This window comes from Bacillus sp. FSL K6-1003 (assembly GCF_037964945.1).
Classification (GTDB): Bacteria; Bacillota; Bacilli; order Bacillales; family Bacillaceae; genus Bacillus; species Bacillus mojavensis.
Genome location: NZ_CP150176.1, coordinates 2094128 through 2110978, shown reverse-complemented (window position 1 = coordinate 2110978; position 16851 = coordinate 2094128). Strand labels below are relative to the sequence as shown.

Sequence of the window (16851 nt, the reverse complement as noted above, 5' to 3'; positions counted from 1 at the left end):
ATGATGAAGCATATTTTTGAAAAAGGAACATCTGACAACGTCTTACTGCTGTTACATGGAACCGGAGGAAATGAGCATGATCTCCTTTCATTGGGACGATTTATAGATCCGGATGCTCATTTGCTCGGTGTCAGGGGATCAGTGCTCGAAAATGGAATGCCGCGCTTTTTCAAACGCCTCAGCGAAGGTGTATTTGATGAAAAGGATCTCGTTGAGCGGACAAAAGAATTGAAAGATTTTATCGACGAGGCGGCACAAACGCATCAATTTGACCGGAGCCGAGTGATTGCAGTCGGCTACTCAAACGGTGCAAATATCGCGGCAAGCCTGCTTTTTCATTATGCGGATGTTTTAAAGGGGGCTATTCTGCATCATCCTATGGTGCCGATCCGGGGGCTCAAGCTTCCCGATATGACAGGGCTTCCTGTTTTCATTGGGGCCGGGAAATATGATCCGCTCTGCACAAAGGAAGAATCGGAAGAGCTTCACCGCTGTTTGCTTGACAGCGGGGCATCTGCTTCAGTTTTTTGGCAGGATGGGGGCCATCAGCTCACACAGCATGAAGCTGAACAGGCTCGCCAATGGTACAAAGATACGTTTCAATAAAAAAACCTTAGTCCGTTTTTATCCGGACTAAGGTTTTTCTTAGATTTACAGCCAAGTTGACACTTTTGTTAGAGGCAAGCGGTTGCTTTGATGTGCAGGTTTCACTGCTTTACCGATAGAAAGAAGCATAACCGGAACATAGCGCTCGCTAATATCAAATTCCTTTTGGAACTGCTCCTTATTAAATCCTCCGATTGCGCAGGTGTCATAGCCTTTCGCTTTTGCGGCAATCATAAGCTGCATAGCAGCCAATGAAGCATTTAAGAAAGCAGAATCGCGTGCGAACTGTTCACTTTGGTAAGCACCGTTAATTTGGCCCAGCAGCGTTTGTTTGATTTCGTCCGTGATGAAACCTTGGTTTGCCAATTCAGCGTAAACGTCTTCACCGTTTTCATTCGCTTTTAGATCGCCTAAAATGGCAACAACAGCAGATGATTCAACAATTTGCTTTTGGTTATATGCTACAGGCAGAAGAGCCGCTTTTGATTCATCGCTGTGGAATACTGTAAAATGCCAGTGCTGCAGGTTCCATGCAGAAGGCGCTTTAGTCGCGAGCTCCAAAAGTTCAGTCAGTTCCTCTTTAGAGATCGGGGCATTCGTATCATATTCCTTAACAGATGCCCGTGCTTGCAAAATGTCCAGAGTATCAGTCATAATGTTTCCTCCTTCGGGTAAACGTGGTATGATAATAGAAAAGTTAGAAGCTTACTAAATGTAACTTGAAAGATCATTTTAATGGATCAGTTAATACTTGTCAAACAATAGATGAAGGGATGAAGACTAGTGGGAAATACAATGTGCCCTAAAATGGAGTCAGCTTTCTCATTGCTGGGAAAACGATGGAACGGTCTGATCATCCATGTACTAATGGATGGGCCGAAACGATTTAAAGAGATAACGGAAACCATACCGATGATCAGCCAAAAAATGCTGGCAGAGCGCCTTAAAGAGCTCGAGCAAAACGAAATTGTAGAACGCCGGGTTCTTCCCGAGACACCGGTAAAAGTGATCTACACGCTGACTGAAAAAGGAACAGCGCTGGAAGCTGTATTTCAAGAAATGCAAGCGTGGGCCGATCAATTTTGTGAGCCTGGTGTCACAGTATGCGAAGAAGAGAAATAATGGAAGGGAACAGAAAAGGGTTTGTTTCAGTGAGAAAGTCATGTAAGTGGGTCATACCGTTTACATGACTTTTTATTTTAGGCCATGATGTGTATCAGCTTTTATTTTACATGGATAAAAAGAGATGTTAGGAGGAATTCAACATACATAAATAGGAAGGGGTCCTTCCGTGAAAAAGTTACTAACAGCTATCCTGTTGTTAATGGGAATCATCATTTATCTTGTTGTTAAATCAGCAAACCGGAACTCTATCTGCCTGAATTTTACAATTACGATCAAAACCCTGTCAGCTTTCATTGGAATTTCATAGGCATTGAAACTGGATACAAAAAGGGAGACCCTAATTCTATCCACCAAATCTGGATCACTCCGTTATATTTTGTTTTGCTGCCTGTTTTCCATTATGGTTATTTCAGCTTTTCTGAAAAAGAAATAATAAAAGAGAGGTCTTGAATAAGGATCCCTCTTTTTTATTTCATTGACTGGCCATTTTCTAAGTGTAAAGCAGATGAATACGTTTCACCATTTTATAACTTGCCATTCAAAAACTGTGCTTCGCCGAGCCCGAAACTCCAATCAGCATCACCGTTTTCTGTAATGGAAACCATTAGGTCTTCCGGGGAAATACCGCATTCTGCTTCTAGTTTTTCAGCCAGCAAAGCATATAATTTTTCTTTTTGGCTCTTTGTTCTTGTTTTACTTGTAATGCTGATGACGATCAAATCCTTGCTCCTATGAAACCCTAGTCCGGTATCGTGAATCACGAGCTCATTCTCGGGATGCTGGTGGACAATTTGATATCGGTCACTCTCCGGCACGCCAAATGCTTCTACCATTGCTTGATGAGCAGTGTCTAATAGTGCTTGTAATGCTTTTTGATCACGGCCTTCTATTAGATCGAAACGTAATAATGGCATTTGAATACCTCCTTTTGAGACACAGATTTTATCAGCCTGTTAACACATTGTTTTGTTATCGGAGCCAATTGATAGCTAAAAATTTGCTGGTTTGATAAAAAACATAACATATAACCAATAATTGATCAATATATAATCATAATATTATCTGGCAGCCTATAAAATCATAAATATTATTGACAATAGTTGATTAGAAGATCCGTGTGAAAATACTAGTTGATCAAAAGATGACAATCATATCGCCAAGGATTTTATTTCGGCAAAAAATGAAAACGCTCTCTGATAAGGATCCTGTGCTATATCAGAAAACAAAAATGCAATGGAGGTTAGTAATGCCGATTTTTATCGTTGCAACCGGGGTTCTTATTTTGTTATTTCTGATCATTAAAATGAAATTACATACGTTTGTACCTCTTATTGTCGTTTCATTTGTAGTGGTGATCGGCCTGGGAATGGATCTAAGCAAAATAGTACCTTCTTTAAAAGCGGGAATCGGCGGTCAGTTGGGACATTTAGCTTTAGTATTTGGGTTTGGTGCAATGCTTGGGAGACTTGTCTCAGACGGGGGAGGCGGTTATCGGATAGCCATTACGCTGATTGACAAATTCGGAAGGAAAAGAATACAGACAGCTGTGGTTATTGCCTCATTTATTATTGGCATTGCTCTGTTTTTTGAAGTCGGCCTTATTCTATTGATTCCTATTGTTTATGCCATAGCGAAAGAATTAAAGGTGCCTTTTCTCTATTTGGGAATCCCGATGGCTGCTCCGCTTATGGCGGACAGCAGTGTAAATCCGGGATTGATGGTGCTTGCGACCGGTGCGGGAAGCGTGATCGCATGTCACGTAAATGACGCAGGGTTTTGGAAGATAAAGGATTTTTTTCGGCTTGAGCACGAAGGAAACGTGTCAAACATGGACACTGCTTTCAACGGTCCTCTCGGTAACAGGGCTGGGCTGTGTTTTATTGGCTGGATTATTTTTGTAACAATGCTTTATCAATAAAAATTAATGTAACAATAGCCTCTAGCCCAATCGTTTTTCTTCCTGGATGAATACCTTACATATAGGCAGACATAAAGGAGGAAAAAGTCATGTACCCTCAACACTCGTATCTTCGCGGGAACCCAGGTCCGGCCGGATACCCGGAACGAAACCCTTTTTTGTTTGGCGCTCCTTTAGTCGGCGGTTTATTAGGCGGTTTTCTTGGGAGTGCTCTTTTTAATTATCCGCGTCCCTATGCGTATCCGCCTGTTCCCTACGGTTACGGAGGTGCACCGTACGGTCCAGTGCCGTATGGCGGAGGTTATCCCGGTTTCTATTAGGAAAAACGGCCTGCGCAGAAGCAGGCCGTTTTTTATCGCATTATTTCTACCTCGGACATATTGTAGTCCTGCTGTTTATAAAACATGACTTCCAACTGGCCGTCTTTATAAACGGCTTTCGTCCCTTTCCGCTTGACAAGACACGGAAGATTTACTTTTTTAGGATGGGTCGAACCTGGGAAATGTTCAATCAGTAATCTGTGAGATGTATGTTTAATTTTAAGCTGTTCCAGCTGGCTTTCGGTTACTGCAACCTTTACAAACACATGGTCTGCTGTTTCGAATATATCTATATCAGGTTCGGTGCGCTGTGTTTTTTCTTTAGTCGGGAGGGGATCGCGAAATGGAAATTGAGCCGCGGAATCACTTCCGAACACACTTTCCATTACACTGTTTACATAATGCTCAACCTCTTTTGGATCAGCCTTTTTTAATGCTTCCTTGGAAAATTGATTGTGGAAAGGAAAGTATTTGTTCCACTCAAACATCTTCGTCACACCCTTTCTTCACGGACAAAATAGTATATGTCTGCTCGATCTTTCACGTGATATAATATAAGATGCTCTAAAGAAAGGCAGGGACAAAATATGCATCATTCAGAAACAAAAAAAGGCGTTCTTTACACAGCCGTTTCCTTTACCATGTGGGGGCTGTTTCCGCTCTATTGGAAGCTTCTTGAACAGCTGCCTGCACTTGATATTTTAGCTCACCGTATCATTTGGTCTTTTGTTTTTATGTGTATCGTGCTATTTTTCTTTCGTCAATGGAAAATGGGATGGCATGAGCTGCGGTCTTTAAAAAAGAACGGAGGCATACTATCCTTATTTCTCGCTTCAATCCTCATTTCGATTAACTGGTTTGTATACATATGGGCTGTCAATCATGGATTTCTGCTTGAAGCAAGCCTTGGCTACTACATAAATCCGCTTGTGTCAGTTCTTCTAGGCATTTTGTTTTTAAAGGAAAAGCTGAATCGCCTTCAATTGGTTGCTGTTTCGATTGCGGCAGCCGGTGTAATTATTTCTGCGTTTCAATACGGATCCATTCCGTATATCGCGCTGCTGCTTGCATTCAGCTTCGGCTTATACGGGTTTACCAAAAAAAGAACAAGCCTTTCAAGCGCTATCGGTTTAACGCTGGAGACATTCATGATTATGCCGATTGCATTGGGGTATTTGCTGCTTAGCGGCCATATTCAGCCTGCGGGTGCAGAAAGCGGCGGGGCATGGGTGCTTCTCTTTTTTGCCGGTGTGTTTACCGCGCTGCCGCTCTTATTGTTTGCTGAAGGGGCGAAGCGGCTGCCGCTGTATCAAGTCGGTATATTACAATATATTGCACCGACCATCACCTTGCTGATCGGGCTGTTCATTTACCATGAGCCATTTTCAAGCTCAAAGGCATTTACCTTTGCCTGTATATGGGCTGCATTAGTCTTGTTTACGTTTTCACAAGTAAAATGGAAACGGGCATCAAAAAGCCATTGAGCCTTTGGCTTTTCAGTTTGACTATATATTATGTATAATCATTTCATGTATGTAAGACATAAAGGAGCAGGACGATGGACAATGATATAGAAATAGGAAAAGCATACGCCTCGCTATGGAACAGCCGCTCTTTCTCAAATGAAGATGAAGAAGCGATTACAGAGGCAATTGATCTTGAGCTTTTGGATAAGAGAACACATCCCAGACTCCGTAAATCTATGCTGGAAAAATATTATGCCGCTATACAGCGCATTGTGAATTCACAGCTGGAACCGGCTGTCAAATATCAACTGGTCAAATTACATACAGAACGCGTACAGTATTTAAAAGAAGAAAGAGGGGAGCAATTATGAAAGCAATCATAAAAGAAGATGTGCAAGCATCTTTAGAACGATATGCGGACCGCCCTGTATATATCCATTTAGAAACCACAACCGGTTCTTACTCGGCACATTTAAATGAAAAAAACATGACGGTTGTTGCTTATATACGCAATGCGAAGGTAACCTATCATCAAGCTAAAATCAAAGGGAGCGGGCCTTACCGGGTCGGCTTAAAAACAGAAGAAGGCTGGATTTATGCTGAAGGCCTGACTGAGTATACAGTTGATGAAGAAAACCGCTTATTAATGGCAGGACACTTGCCGGGCGGGAAACTGGCTATTTCACTTCAAATCAGTGAAAAACCGTTCACAGTTTAAAGAAAAGGGTGAAAAAATGATGAAAGAACACGTGCTTGTAATCCTGCCTCACCCTGATGACGAATCATACGGTGTGGCGGGTCTGATAGCTTTAAACAGAAAAAAAGAGGTGCCCGTTACATATGCTTGCGCTACGTTAGGCGAAATGGGCAGAAATATGGGAGATCCATTTTTTGCTAACCGGGAAACCTTGCCATTATTAAGAAAACAAGAGCTTATCAATGCCTGCAAAGCAATGGATATCAATGACCTGCGGATGCTCGGGCTTCGAGACAAAACGCTTGAGTTTGAAGACGATGAATATTTAGCTGATATCATGGAAGAAATCATAGATGATGTGAAACCAAGCTTAATTGTCACATTTTATCCGGGACATGGCGTGCATCCAGATCATGATGCATGCGGGGAAGCGGTCATCCGGGCATTGTACCGCAAAAAGAAAGAAGACCGTCCGCGTACACTATGCATGGCTATTACACGCAATAGAGAAGAGGTGCTTGGTGAAGCAGACGTCGTACTTGATATCAAAGAAGTAGCAGATATTAAAATGAACGCGTTAAGAGCTCATCGCACCCAGACGGAAGGTATGCTCCGAGAGCTTGAGGAAAAACTGAAAAACAATGAACCTGTTATGGCAACGTGGTTTGAAGAAGAAGTGTATTGGACATATCAATGGAATGATTAAAAAAAGGTATAAGGTCTATAGGGACCTTATACCTTTTTTAATTTCAAGTCGGATGCAATCGCTGACGCAAGGGTAGATCTCAGTGAGATGTCCTCAAAAGACAAACCGAGCTGAACCGCTGTTTGCGCAATTTCCGGTCGGATCCCCGACAATGTGGAAGAAACGCCAATCAAACGCAACGCCTCAATCAGACTGAAAAGCTGGTGGGCAACCATGGTATCAATGACCGCTACCCCGGACAAGTCAATGTAAAGCTGCGTCACCTTTTTTTTCGCACATTGATTCAAGGTATTTTCCATGATCAATTTAGCACGGACGGTATCAATATCTCCGATTAACGGAAGCAGTCCCACACTGTGGAACAGCACGATCACCGGTGCGCTCAATTCGGTGATCATATCTTTTTGGGCCTGAAGCTGAAGGCTTGTGTTTTTGTACATTTCTTCTATAAAAATATGAATTACAAGATCAAACGCCTTAATAAGAGTGTGATATAAATCCTCGGCTTCTTCGCTTTTCACGGTATCCTGATTGATATGAACAAATTCCTTCACATAGGAAACAAACAAGTCTCTTACTCTGACAAACTCACGAATAATATAGTGGATAGGCGTTTTTAAATGCTCTTGATCCTGAGTGACTTCAAAAGCCCAGGCTTTTAGAATGGGTAAGTATACCTCTTCTTCATCTATAAAGATACGGCTGATCTTATAATTGAAAGCAAGGTTCTGGCTCTTTAAATTTTTAATGACGGCCGGGTCTGTTGATGCATAGATTGAATTTGGGTCAGTTTCCTCGATTGTTTCATACCATGCTGAACTTATTTCTTCCGCATGCTGAGACAGATACTCATATAATTTCTGATTTTGTGCCATGCATATCACCTCTTTTAAAATTCCTGTTTCAATAAATAACGTTTTTGCAGTTTAACCAGCCTGAAAAACAGACCGACTGCTCCTGCCGCTAGCCCTGCAATTAACCCGATCCAATAACCGTACGCGCCAAGTCCTGTAAACGTGCCGACGGCATATCCGACAGGAAGACCGATAACCCAATAAGAAATAAAAGCCGCTGCAAGTGTATAATTGACATCTTTATATCCTCTGAGGGCGCCCTGAATAGGTGCTGCCACTGCGTCGGAAAGCTGAAAAAACAGCGCGTAAATTAAAAAGTGCTGCGTGAGCCGGAGGACATCCGGATCAGAAGTGTACATGCCTGCGATTTGCTCTCTGAATAAAAGGATACAGGCAGCTGTTAACAAAGAAAAGCCTACCGCCATCATGATCCCGATAAAGCTGTAAGAGCGAGCGTCTTTAAAACGAGCTGCTCCGGCCTCAAACCCGACAACTATCGTTAAAGCCATGGACACGCTGAGCGGCAGCATATATAAAAGTGACGCAAAGTTCATGGCGGCCTGATGGGACGCGATGGTCACTGTATTAAAATGGCTCATCAGCAAAGTGACAGCCGCGAAGATGCTCGTTTCAAAAAACACGGCAAACCCGATAGGCAATCCGATTTTCAGCATATTTTTGCACGCTTCCCAAGAGAACTTATACATGGTAAGGAAAATGCCATATCCAGAAAACGGCGCTGCTTTACGAATGATGATAAAACTGATGATACAGATGCACCAATACGTAAGCGCCGATGCAAGCCCGGCGCCGACTCCGCCAAGGGCAGGCATACCGAATTTCCCGAAAATAAATACGTAGTTTAACACAAAATTTATCGGCAGTGAACATAGTGTAATCATCATGGTGACTCGTGTTTTTCCTAATGAATCAATGAACGATCTCAAAACGGTGTAAACAAATAAAGGAAAAATCCCCAAAGATAAAAAACCTAAAAAGTGCTTCGCAATGTCATGTACGTGAGCCTCAAGGTTCAATCGGGATAGAACAGGATCAACTATTCCATATCCAGCCGCTAAAACGGCGATGCTTAGAAGCGCGGCCACATATACTGCCTGTAAGACAGTAAAGGGTATTTGTTTGGTATTCTCAGCGCCTAATAGCTGCGCGACGATTGGGGTGACTGCCATTAATATCCCCGCCAGTCCAGTATAGACAGGCGTCCAAAGACTTGATCCAATGGCCACACCGGCTAAATCGGCGGCGCTGACTTTCCCTGACATCACCGTATCTAAAAAGGTTATGAGAGAAAGGCCCGCCTGAGTGATTAAAATCGGAATTAAAATGTGCAAAAGCTGTTTTACTTTTTGTCCGGCGTTTTTTGTTTCTTTCATACATTGATCCCCGTTTCTTTATCATAACGAGAGAAATTATAACATTTTATGTATAAAAAGCAATGAACGCCTGGCCTATTCTTTTTTTGTCGGTTTCGTTTTTCTAAACATTTGGGCATAAATAAAAGAAAGCGAAATAACGCCTAAAAAGGTGCAGATATACTGAATGATTCTTTCCATTTCCATTCTTTACATACCTCCTTTACCAATAGAATGTGCATCAATAAGATAAGCATGCGTGCAAAGTTGAAAATATGAAAAGGAGATGAAGGCCCATGCATTACGAACAGATGACAGAAAGTGTATTCACGGCAAAGATACAATCGCATTTAGAACAGATATTAGGGGATGCTTCTCTTATTTTGAAAACGCTTCATGAAAAAGATCAATGCCTCCTTTGTGAATTGGATGATTTGGGACGTATTTTTCAGAATATGCATGGCATCGCCTCATCCTTTTATTTGCAATCATACATTGAACAATTTACACCTTCATTTGTGGAACTGGCCAAGGCGATTAAAAATTTATCGGAAAATAAGCATGGCGCGTTAATTGTCATTGAAAGGACAGACTCGGTTGACAAGTTTATTCAAAAAGGAACATCGCTTCATGCAGAAATCAGTGCTTCATTAATTGAAAGCATCTTTTTTCCGGGAAATCCTCTTCATGACGGCGCTTTATTAGTGAGGGAAAATACACTCGTCTCAGCAGGAAACGTTCTCCCGCTGACGACCCAAGCAGTGGATACTCATCTGGGAACCAGACACCGTGCAGCTTTGGGGATGTCTGGATATACAGATGCGCTTGTACTGGTTGTTTCTGAGGAAACAGGCAAGATGTCGTTTGCGAAGGATGGTGTGTTATACCCGCTCATCTCACCGAGAACATAAAAATAAACAAAAGGACCCGAACTGCTTTTGTCTCATGAGACAAAAAGACTGAAATAGAACCCTTTTTCAAAAGCATTCATGCCATACTGAATGCTTTTTTCCTTGAAAATAGAAAGTCGGGAAATATAACCTGGTATAAAAGTTATATAAGATTAATATTAATTAAGTTAAATACTTTACCTAATTTTGTATTTATAGTACTGTATAAAATATTACATAAATTTTAATGAAAGGGCGTGGCCGCATGGCTAATGTATTAATGGTCGGTTTTCCGGGAGAGGGCCATATTAATCCGTCTATCGGTGTAATGAAGGAACTGAAATCAAGAGGAGAAAACATTACTTACTATGCAGTAAAGGAATACGAAGAAAAAATCACCGCGCTTGATATTGAATTTCGTGAATATAACGATTTTAGAGAAGATTATTTCGGAAAAAACGCAACTGGTAATGAGGAAAGAGATTTTGCCGAAATGATATGTGCCTTTTTAAAAGCGTGTAAGGACATCGCCACCCATATTTATAAAGAAGTCAAAAACGAATCATATGATTATGTCATATATGATCACCATTTCTTGGCCGGTAAAATCATTGCCAATCTGCTGAAGCTGCCGAGATTTTCATTATGTACGACTTTTGCGATGAATGAGGATTTTTTAAAGGAAATGATGGATACATTCAATAGCAGACCATTGGAAGACTCACCTTATTACGAATCCTATCAGCAGCTCGCAGAAACCTTAAATTCCGAGTTTCAAGCGGAAATTACCAAGCCGTTTGACGTTTTTTCGTCCGATGGAGATTTGACGATCGTCTTTACGTCAAGAGAATTTCAGCCAATGGCAGAGCAATTCGGAGAAAACTATGTTTTTGTTGGTCCTTCAATTGCAAAAAGAGCCAAAAGCAATGACTTTCCATTCGATCAAATGAACAATGAAAACGTGCTGTTTATTTCTATGGGAACTATTTTTAATAATCAAAAAGAGTTTTTCAATCAATGTCTTGAGGTATGCAAAGACTTTGACGGAAAAGTTGTGCTGTCCATTGGGAAGCATGTTAAACAAAGTGAGTTAAACGATATTCCGCAGAATTTTATTGTGCGCCCGTATGTGCCTCAGCTTGAAATCCTGAAAAGAGCCAGTTTGTTTGTCACCCACGGCGGAATGAACAGCACAAGCGAAGGCTTGTATTTTGAAACACCGCTCATTGTCATTCCGATGGGAGCCGATCAATTCGCTGTCGGAAAACAGGTGGAGCAAGTAGGTGCTGGGAAAGTGCTGAAAAAAGAACAGTTGTCTGAAAGCCTTCTGAAAGAAACCATTCAAGAAGTGATCAGCAATCCTATCTATGCCAAGAAAGCAAAAGCAATTGGCCAGTCACTGAAAGCGGCAGGCGGTGCTGAAAAAGCTGCCGTCAGCATTCTTGAATATGTTAAACACAATACTCAATCAGCTAATGCATAATGGATTCAGCCTGTTCATTTGAAATGGACAGGCTTTTAACTGTTTAGAAAAGCTGGGCAGTGTTGCAATCAGAAGAAGGGATTTGACACTTTGGTAGAGAATTGAAAGAAAAACAGACAGAAAAGGAGGAAAATCTGCTTCTTTCATCAACATAAACCAATCATTTTACCCCCGCTTAAATAGTTCCTTAGACTTTCGATAAACCTATCCAAATTATGTAAAATATTAGGTGCTTATCTAGAGGTTTAAGGTCGAACGAAGCTACATTTGCTGCCGAATCTATAAAAATTTGTTTATAACGCTAAAAAAGTGACGATATAACGTATGTGTGCCATTTTTGGAAACGGAATACTAATTCTTTCTGTTTGTGTCATAAAAAGTTTAGGAGGTTGCATGAATGAAAAAGAAGATCGTAGCCAGTTTGGCTGTTTCCGCAGTTGTTGGGTCATCGATGGCAGCAGCACCCGCGGATGCAAAAACGATAAAGGTGAAAAGCGGTGACTCTCTTTGGAAACTTTCGCGCCAGTATCATACGAGTATTTCTGCATTGAAATCCGAAAACAAATTGAAATCGTCAATGCTTTATGTCGGACAAAGTCTTAAAGTTCCAGAAAGCAGCAAAAAAAGCAAAACATCCTCATCAAACTCAAACAAAACGTCAACATACACCGTGGCATATGGTGATTCTTTATGGATGATTGCCAAAAATCATAAAATGAGTGTTTCAGAGCTTAAAAGCTTAAACAGCCTGAACAGTGATTTGATTCGTCCCGGCCAAAAACTGAGAATTAAAGGGACAAGCAGTTCAAACGGTTCGAATGGACCGAAAAAAAGCAACGGTTCAAATTCTACAGGTCCATCAAAAAGTACATATACTGTAAAGCTTGGTGATTCTCTGTGGAAAATCGCAAACAGTTTAAATATGACGGTTGCCGAATTGAAAACCTTAAATGGCTTAACATCAGATACACTTTATCCTAAGCAAGTATTAAAAATAAAAAAAGGCAGCTCATCCAATAGCGGTAGCAGCGGTTCAAAAAAGCCGTCAAACTCAAATTCTTCAAAAACAACTACATACAAAGTGAAATCAGGTGATTCGTTATGGAAGATTGCGAATCAGCTGGGCGTCACTGTGCAAAGTATTCGTGATAGAAACAATTTGTCTAGCGATGTTCTGCGAATCGGACAGATTCTCACAATTTCAGGAACGACTAAATCAAATAATTCCAATAAGAATATCCCGAAAGACAAATCAGGATCAAACGTTCAAATAGGAACAAAGATTGACAGAATGATAACGGAGGCAAAAAAATATGTCGGTGTTCCGTATCGCTGGGGAGGAAATACGCCTTCCGGTTTCGATTGCAGCGGCTATATTTATTACCTCATTAATAAAGTATCATCTATTTCAAGGCTGAGCACGGCAGGGTACTGGAATGTGATGCAAAAAGTCAGCCAGCCGTCAGTCGGTGACTTTGTTTTCTTTACTACGTATAAATCCGGGCCGTCTCACATGGGGATTTACTTGGGCGGCGGCAATTTTATTCATGCAAGCTCCGACGGTGTGGGCATTTCCAATCTCAGCAATTCGTATTGGAAACAGCGCTACTTGGGAGCACGAAGCTATTTTTAAACTTTGAGCATGGACATTAGACAGACGGGGCGTTTGGGCAGGACGTCCTGCTGCCCTAATGTAAAAGCCTTTTAAAAGGCTTTTTTTTAGTTTATATCGGAATATGATTGACCACACTGTTAGAAAAAACAAGGGGGAGACAGCATGAATCGTTTCTTGCTCCTTATCGTGGTGGCGGCACTGGGTCTTGCGGGATGCAGTCAGGAAACACCGCCTGACCATCCGCGGCGGGTACCGGATAAAAAGGTGATAGAAACGTCAGCGTTTAGTCATCAGATCCAGCTGGTCAATAGAGAAGGCAAAAAAGTCGGGTTTATTGAAATAAAAGAATCAGAAGACGAAGGGCTCGATTTTCACATCTCAGCACACAGCCTGACACCCGGAGCTTCACTCGGTTTTCATATTTATGAAAAAGGATCATGTGTCAGGCCGGATTTTGAATCTGCGGGCGGACCCTTTAATCCGCTGAACAAAGAACACGGCTTCAATAATCCGATGGGACATCATGCCGGAGATCTTCCGAATCTTGAAGTCGGCGCAGACGGGAAAGTAGATGTTATTATGAATGCGCCTGAAACCTCTTTACAAAAAGGAAGCAAATTGAATATTCTCGACCAGGATGGCAGCGCGTTTGTTATTCATGAACAGGCTGACGACTATCTGACGAATCCGAGCGGAAATTCAGGAGCGCGAATTGTGTGCGGAGCGCTTTCTGGCAATAACGAGAAACAGTAATATAGCGGGAGCCCTTTGTATTGAGCATACAGGGGCTTTTTTAGTATACTCGTTAATGGAATACGAATAGGAAAGGAAACCTGTCTATGACATCTCAATTGCAGCACTTAACATTGCCGGAAGATATACAAAATAAGCTTTTATCATATAAAAGCCAGCCGATTTCTCCAGAATTTCAATCGCTTATCGGGACATCAGGCTATGAGGCGGAGGATGAAGCCATTTTATTCGATGCCATTATCGCATTGGCGATGGGGAAAAATATCCTGTTAAAAGGGCCTACAGGCTCAGGTAAAACTAAGCTGGCGGAAACATTGTCCAGTTATTTTCATAAACCAATGCACAGTGTCAACTGCTCAGTTGATTTGGATGCTGAAGCACTGGTTGGCTATAAAACCATTGAAAATCAATCTGGCCAGGCAACGATCGAGTTTGTCTCGGGGCCTGTGACAACGGCCATGAATGAAGGCCACTTTCTTTATATAGACGAAATCAATATGGCAAAGCCGGAAACCCTGCCCATCTTAAATGGTGTATTGGACTATAGAAAAATGATGACAAATCCGTTTACAGGAGAAGTCGTTCGTGCAAAAGAAGGGTTTGGAGTCATTGCTGCTATCAATGAAGGCTACGTTGGAACCGTACCGCTAAATGAAGCGCTTAAAAACCGTTTTGTCATTATTGATGTGCCATATATTAAAGGCGAGCTGCTGAAACAAGTACTCATGTCTCAGTCTGCTCTTCATGATGAGAAATTGATTGACCGGTTTATCACGCTGTCTTCTGATCTGATCGTTCAGGCCAATAACGGGCAGGTGTCTGAAGAAGCGGCATCTATAAGAGCTTTAATTGATACGTGTGATTTAGCCGCTTATATTCCGCCGCTACGGGCCATCGAACGGGGAATTGTAGAAAAGCTTGACGATGACCGTGAAAAGGCGGCGGTCCGAAATATCGCAGAAACTCTGTTTGAATGAGGGATGTGCGATGAAATTTATCAAATTTAATGACAGCACAATTGACTCATTTTTATTTATGATGCTGACCGATTTGGCCAAAACGCTCACCAAAAGTGAGGCGGTGGAAGTGGAGTATGGCGTTCAGTCCTACTACAACCCATTTGAAAAAAAAATCTACATGAGCCACTTTTGGAAGGACAGAGCAGCTGAAGATATGGAAGCAGGTCTCAAAAGCGATGTCTACCTTCGATCGGTCGGAACAAAATACAGCTCGCTGCAAGAGTTTACGAACTTTTTGGATGATATCCATCGGCATCTTACATTCAAAAGCTTTGCCAAACAGCTGTTTATGCTGCTTGAGGACATCAGAATTGAAGAATGTATCAAACACGAGCGTCCCGGCACAAAACATGTATTTGCAAAACGAAAAGACATGTACAGAAAACATTTCTCCACACAGCTCACTTTAAATTTAGAACGAAGCATTTTTACGGATGCACTCTTTTGCGCCATGTATACCAAGCTGACGGCGGAATCGCCTCTGGAAACCATCCCGTCTATGCGTGATGATATTGATCTGATGCGACCGTTTATTGAACAGCAGCTCTTGCGTGTGTATGAAGCTGACTCTACACGCCACGTTCTGAAAATTGTCGAAGACATCATGGACGGACTTGAAGAGGTACTTGATAAAGACATGCTGAATACCTACTTCTTTTTGCCTGAGTTAGATTACGCTAAAGCCGCAGAGCAGCCGTTATTTGAAGAAGAGAAAAAAGCGCCGAAGCTGAGTGATGACGTAACGCTTCCGAAAAAATCAGACGGCGATGAAGATATTCACGATGAAGAAATGCCGACTTGGCACCGTGAAACAGAAGCGCCGTCTAAAAGCTTCCTTCAATTTGATATTGAACACGGCGCAAAATCCGATTTAGGAAAAGATGCTTCTCGTGAAGGGGACGATGGAGACCAAGCTCTCGGCTCTGTTCAAGGTTCAGCCAGACAGACAAAACGAGAAGACTATTCCAAACTGGAAGCGCTAGAGTCCAAAAAAGACCAGCCGAACGGCGCGGGTCTTGCCGACGGAAAGGAAAATAAATTCGCGTTTGCGATTTATAAAGAACCGCAGCCTGCAACAAAAGATGAAGAGCTTTCTTATAAACAGCAGGCAAAATCGATCGAATCGTATCAGAAGCGTTTAAAACAAATGATTCAAAAAACGCTTGAACACAAAAAAACGCTGCCAAGGACTGACCTCCACGCGGGCCGTCTGAACAACAAGCTTCTCCGTTATTTTACGGAGCGGAATCCGCGTCTTTTTTACAAAAAACAAGAGCCTTCTTCAGAAATTGACGCTGTTTTTACATTACTGGTCGACTGTTCAGCCAGTATGTTCGACAAAATGGATGAAACGAAGCGGGGTATCGTATTGTTTCATGAAGCCTTGAAATCAGTAGCAGTTCCGCATCAAATTGTCGGTTTCTGGGAGGATACAAACGATGCGACCGAAACGAGTCAGCCGAACTATTTTAATACGGTAATTCCATTTCAGTCGTCCTTAAGACAGGCAGCGGGACCGGCGATTATGCAGCTTGAACCTGAGGAAGACAACCGTGACGGCTATGCGATCAGGCAAATGACGAAAAAAATGCTGCAGCGGAGCGAGGCGCAAAAATTCTTAATTGTGTTCTCTGACGGAGAGCCGGCCGCATTTGGTTATGAGCAAAATGGGATTGTCGATACAAGTGAAGCGGTTATAGAAGCTCGAAAAAGGGGAATAGAAGTCATAAATGTTTTTCTCTCCAACTCAGAAATTGAAGAATCACAAATGAAAACGATACAGGATATGTACGGGAAGTTCAGTATATTTGTCCCGGATGTCGATCAGCTTCCGGATGTTCTGTATCCGCTTCTTAAAAAACTGCTCCATAAAAGCATAGGATAACCCTTTATCCTATGCTTTTTGGCGTTTCTTTTTGTAAATGATTAAATTTTTTGTTTTTTATAAAGGTTTTTTACTATTTTGTGAACAATCAAGGTAGAATCAAATTGCAAACAGTGGTAAAATATCGTTGGAAGCGTTTTT

General features: G+C 41.9%; 20 protein-coding genes and 1 pseudogene. 16 read left to right on the top strand and 5 right to left on the bottom strand.

The genetic code is table 11. The features are described from left to right. Positions 1 to 3 precede the first annotated feature (3 nt). Complete coding sequence (locus NSU16_RS10505) at positions 4 to 606, top strand: alpha/beta hydrolase (RefSeq protein ID WP_339192679.1); 603 nt, start codon at positions 4 to 6, stop codon at positions 604 to 606. Between the two features lie 45 nt (positions 607 to 651). On the opposite strand, the gene NSU16_RS10500 is transcribed toward NSU16_RS10505, so the two are convergent. Further along, entirely contained in the window at positions 652 to 1260 is a 609-nt protein-coding gene (locus NSU16_RS10500; RefSeq protein WP_339190762.1) for a nitroreductase family protein, read from the bottom strand. A 129-nt stretch (positions 1261 to 1389) separates the two neighbouring features. Here NSU16_RS10500 and yodB point away from each other — a divergent pair, with 129 nt between their 5' ends. Both yodB and NSU16_RS10490 read left to right on the top strand, forming a co-directional pair. Continuing rightward, positions 1390 to 1728 carry a transcriptional regulator YodB gene (gene yodB / locus NSU16_RS10495; RefSeq protein ID WP_168748062.1) on the top strand — a complete coding sequence of 113 codons (339 nt, stop codon included), beginning with the start codon at positions 1390 to 1392 and terminating at the stop codon, positions 1726 to 1728. Positions 1729 to 1897: 169 nt separating this feature from the next. Beyond that, positions 1898 to 2038 carry a hypothetical protein gene (locus NSU16_RS10490; RefSeq protein ID WP_339190760.1) on the top strand — a complete coding sequence of 47 codons (141 nt, stop codon included), beginning with the start codon at positions 1898 to 1900 and terminating at the stop codon, positions 2036 to 2038. Between the two features lie 217 nt (positions 2039 to 2255). Here NSU16_RS10490 and NSU16_RS10485 read toward each other — a convergent pair whose 3' ends face one another. After that, entirely contained in the window at positions 2256 to 2645 is a 390-nt protein-coding gene (locus NSU16_RS10485) for a tautomerase family protein (RefSeq protein ID WP_168748061.1), read from the bottom strand. A gap of 332 nt (positions 2646 to 2977) precedes the next feature. Here NSU16_RS10485 and NSU16_RS10480 point away from each other — a divergent pair. The 3 genes and pseudogenes from NSU16_RS10480 to NSU16_RS10470 form a co-directional block, all read left to right on the top strand. After that, a pseudogene (locus NSU16_RS10480) lies at positions 2978 to 3409 on the top strand (SLC13 family permease); the annotation flags it as partial. Beyond that, positions 3404 to 3649 carry a hypothetical protein gene (locus tag NSU16_RS10475; protein WP_339192678.1) on the top strand — a complete coding sequence of 82 codons (246 nt, stop codon included), beginning with the start codon at positions 3404 to 3406 and terminating at the stop codon, positions 3647 to 3649. The pseudogene NSU16_RS10480 and the gene NSU16_RS10475, both read left to right, overlap by 6 nt. 89 nt (positions 3650 to 3738) lie before the next feature. Further along, the gene (locus NSU16_RS10470; protein ID WP_010334597.1) at positions 3739 to 3969 is read left to right on the top strand and encodes a hypothetical protein; all 231 of its coding nucleotides are present in this window, start codon (positions 3739 to 3741) and stop codon (positions 3967 to 3969) included. Between the two features lie 32 nt (positions 3970 to 4001). Here NSU16_RS10470 and NSU16_RS10465 read toward each other — a convergent pair whose 3' ends face one another. Then, complete coding sequence (locus tag NSU16_RS10465) at positions 4002 to 4457, bottom strand: germination protein GerT (RefSeq protein ID WP_010334596.1); 456 nt, start codon at positions 4455 to 4457, stop codon at positions 4002 to 4004. 99 nt (positions 4458 to 4556) lie between these two features. Between NSU16_RS10465 and rarD the strand changes: the two genes are divergently transcribed. The 4 genes from rarD (at position 4557) to bshB2 (ending at position 6838) form a co-directional block, all read left to right on the top strand. Beyond that, complete coding sequence (rarD, locus tag NSU16_RS10460) at positions 4557 to 5453, top strand: EamA family transporter RarD (protein WP_339190757.1); 897 nt, start codon at positions 4557 to 4559, stop codon at positions 5451 to 5453. Positions 5454 to 5527: 74 nt separating this feature from the next. Continuing rightward, positions 5528 to 5806 (top strand): hypothetical protein, encoded by a 279-nt coding sequence (locus NSU16_RS10455; protein ID WP_010334595.1) that lies wholly within the window; start codon positions 5528 to 5530, stop codon positions 5804 to 5806. Continuing rightward, entirely contained in the window at positions 5803 to 6153 is a 351-nt protein-coding gene (locus NSU16_RS10450) for a YojF family protein (RefSeq protein WP_010334594.1), read from the top strand. The genes NSU16_RS10455 and NSU16_RS10450 overlap by 4 nt, the downstream gene beginning before the upstream one ends. Positions 6154 to 6172: 19 nt before the next feature. Continuing rightward, positions 6173 to 6838 (top strand): bacillithiol biosynthesis deacetylase BshB2, encoded by a 666-nt coding sequence (gene bshB2, locus NSU16_RS10445; protein ID WP_010334592.1) that lies wholly within the window; start codon positions 6173 to 6175, stop codon positions 6836 to 6838. Positions 6839 to 6864: 26 nt separating this feature from the next. Here the strand turns inward: bshB2 and NSU16_RS10440 are convergent, their stop codons facing one another. Then, positions 6865 to 7713: an STAS domain-containing protein gene (locus NSU16_RS10440; RefSeq protein ID WP_268505082.1), complete on the bottom strand. Its 849-nt coding sequence runs from the start codon at positions 7711 to 7713 to the stop codon at positions 6865 to 6867. A 14-nt stretch (positions 7714 to 7727) separates the two neighbouring features. Beyond that, entirely contained in the window at positions 7728 to 9086 is a 1359-nt protein-coding gene (locus tag NSU16_RS10435) for an MATE family efflux transporter (RefSeq protein ID WP_168748056.1), read from the bottom strand. Positions 9087 to 9361: 275 nt separating this feature from the next. Between NSU16_RS10435 and cdaS the strand changes: the two genes are divergently transcribed. The 6 genes from cdaS to NSU16_RS10405 all read left to right on the top strand — a co-directional run bounded on the left by cdaS (position 9362) and on the right by NSU16_RS10405 (position 16710). After that, positions 9362 to 9976, top strand: a complete 615-nt coding sequence (gene cdaS / locus NSU16_RS10430) for a sporulation-specific diadenylate cyclase CdaS (RefSeq protein ID WP_339190755.1) — start codon at positions 9362 to 9364, stop codon at positions 9974 to 9976. 244 nt (positions 9977 to 10220) lie between these two features. After that, positions 10221 to 11438 carry a macrolide family glycosyltransferase gene (locus NSU16_RS10425; RefSeq protein WP_339190754.1) on the top strand — a complete coding sequence of 406 codons (1218 nt, stop codon included), beginning with the start codon at positions 10221 to 10223 and terminating at the stop codon, positions 11436 to 11438. A 397-nt stretch (positions 11439 to 11835) separates the two neighbouring features. Beyond that, the gene (locus NSU16_RS10420; protein WP_339190751.1) at positions 11836 to 13071 is read left to right on the top strand and encodes a LysM peptidoglycan-binding domain-containing protein; all 1236 of its coding nucleotides are present in this window, start codon (positions 11836 to 11838) and stop codon (positions 13069 to 13071) included. Positions 13072 to 13215: 144 nt separating this feature from the next. Further along, positions 13216 to 13806: a superoxide dismutase family protein gene (locus tag NSU16_RS10415; protein WP_286058420.1), complete on the top strand. Its 591-nt coding sequence runs from the start codon at positions 13216 to 13218 to the stop codon at positions 13804 to 13806. 86 nt (positions 13807 to 13892) lie between these two features. Further along, positions 13893 to 14783, top strand: a complete 891-nt coding sequence (locus NSU16_RS10410) for a MoxR family ATPase (protein ID WP_010334584.1) — start codon at positions 13893 to 13895, stop codon at positions 14781 to 14783. Between the two features lie 10 nt (positions 14784 to 14793). Next, the gene (locus tag NSU16_RS10405; RefSeq protein ID WP_326227172.1) at positions 14794 to 16710 is read left to right on the top strand and encodes a nitric oxide reductase activation protein NorD; all 1917 of its coding nucleotides are present in this window, start codon (positions 14794 to 14796) and stop codon (positions 16708 to 16710) included. The last annotated feature ends 141 nt before the right edge of the window (positions 16711 to 16851 follow it).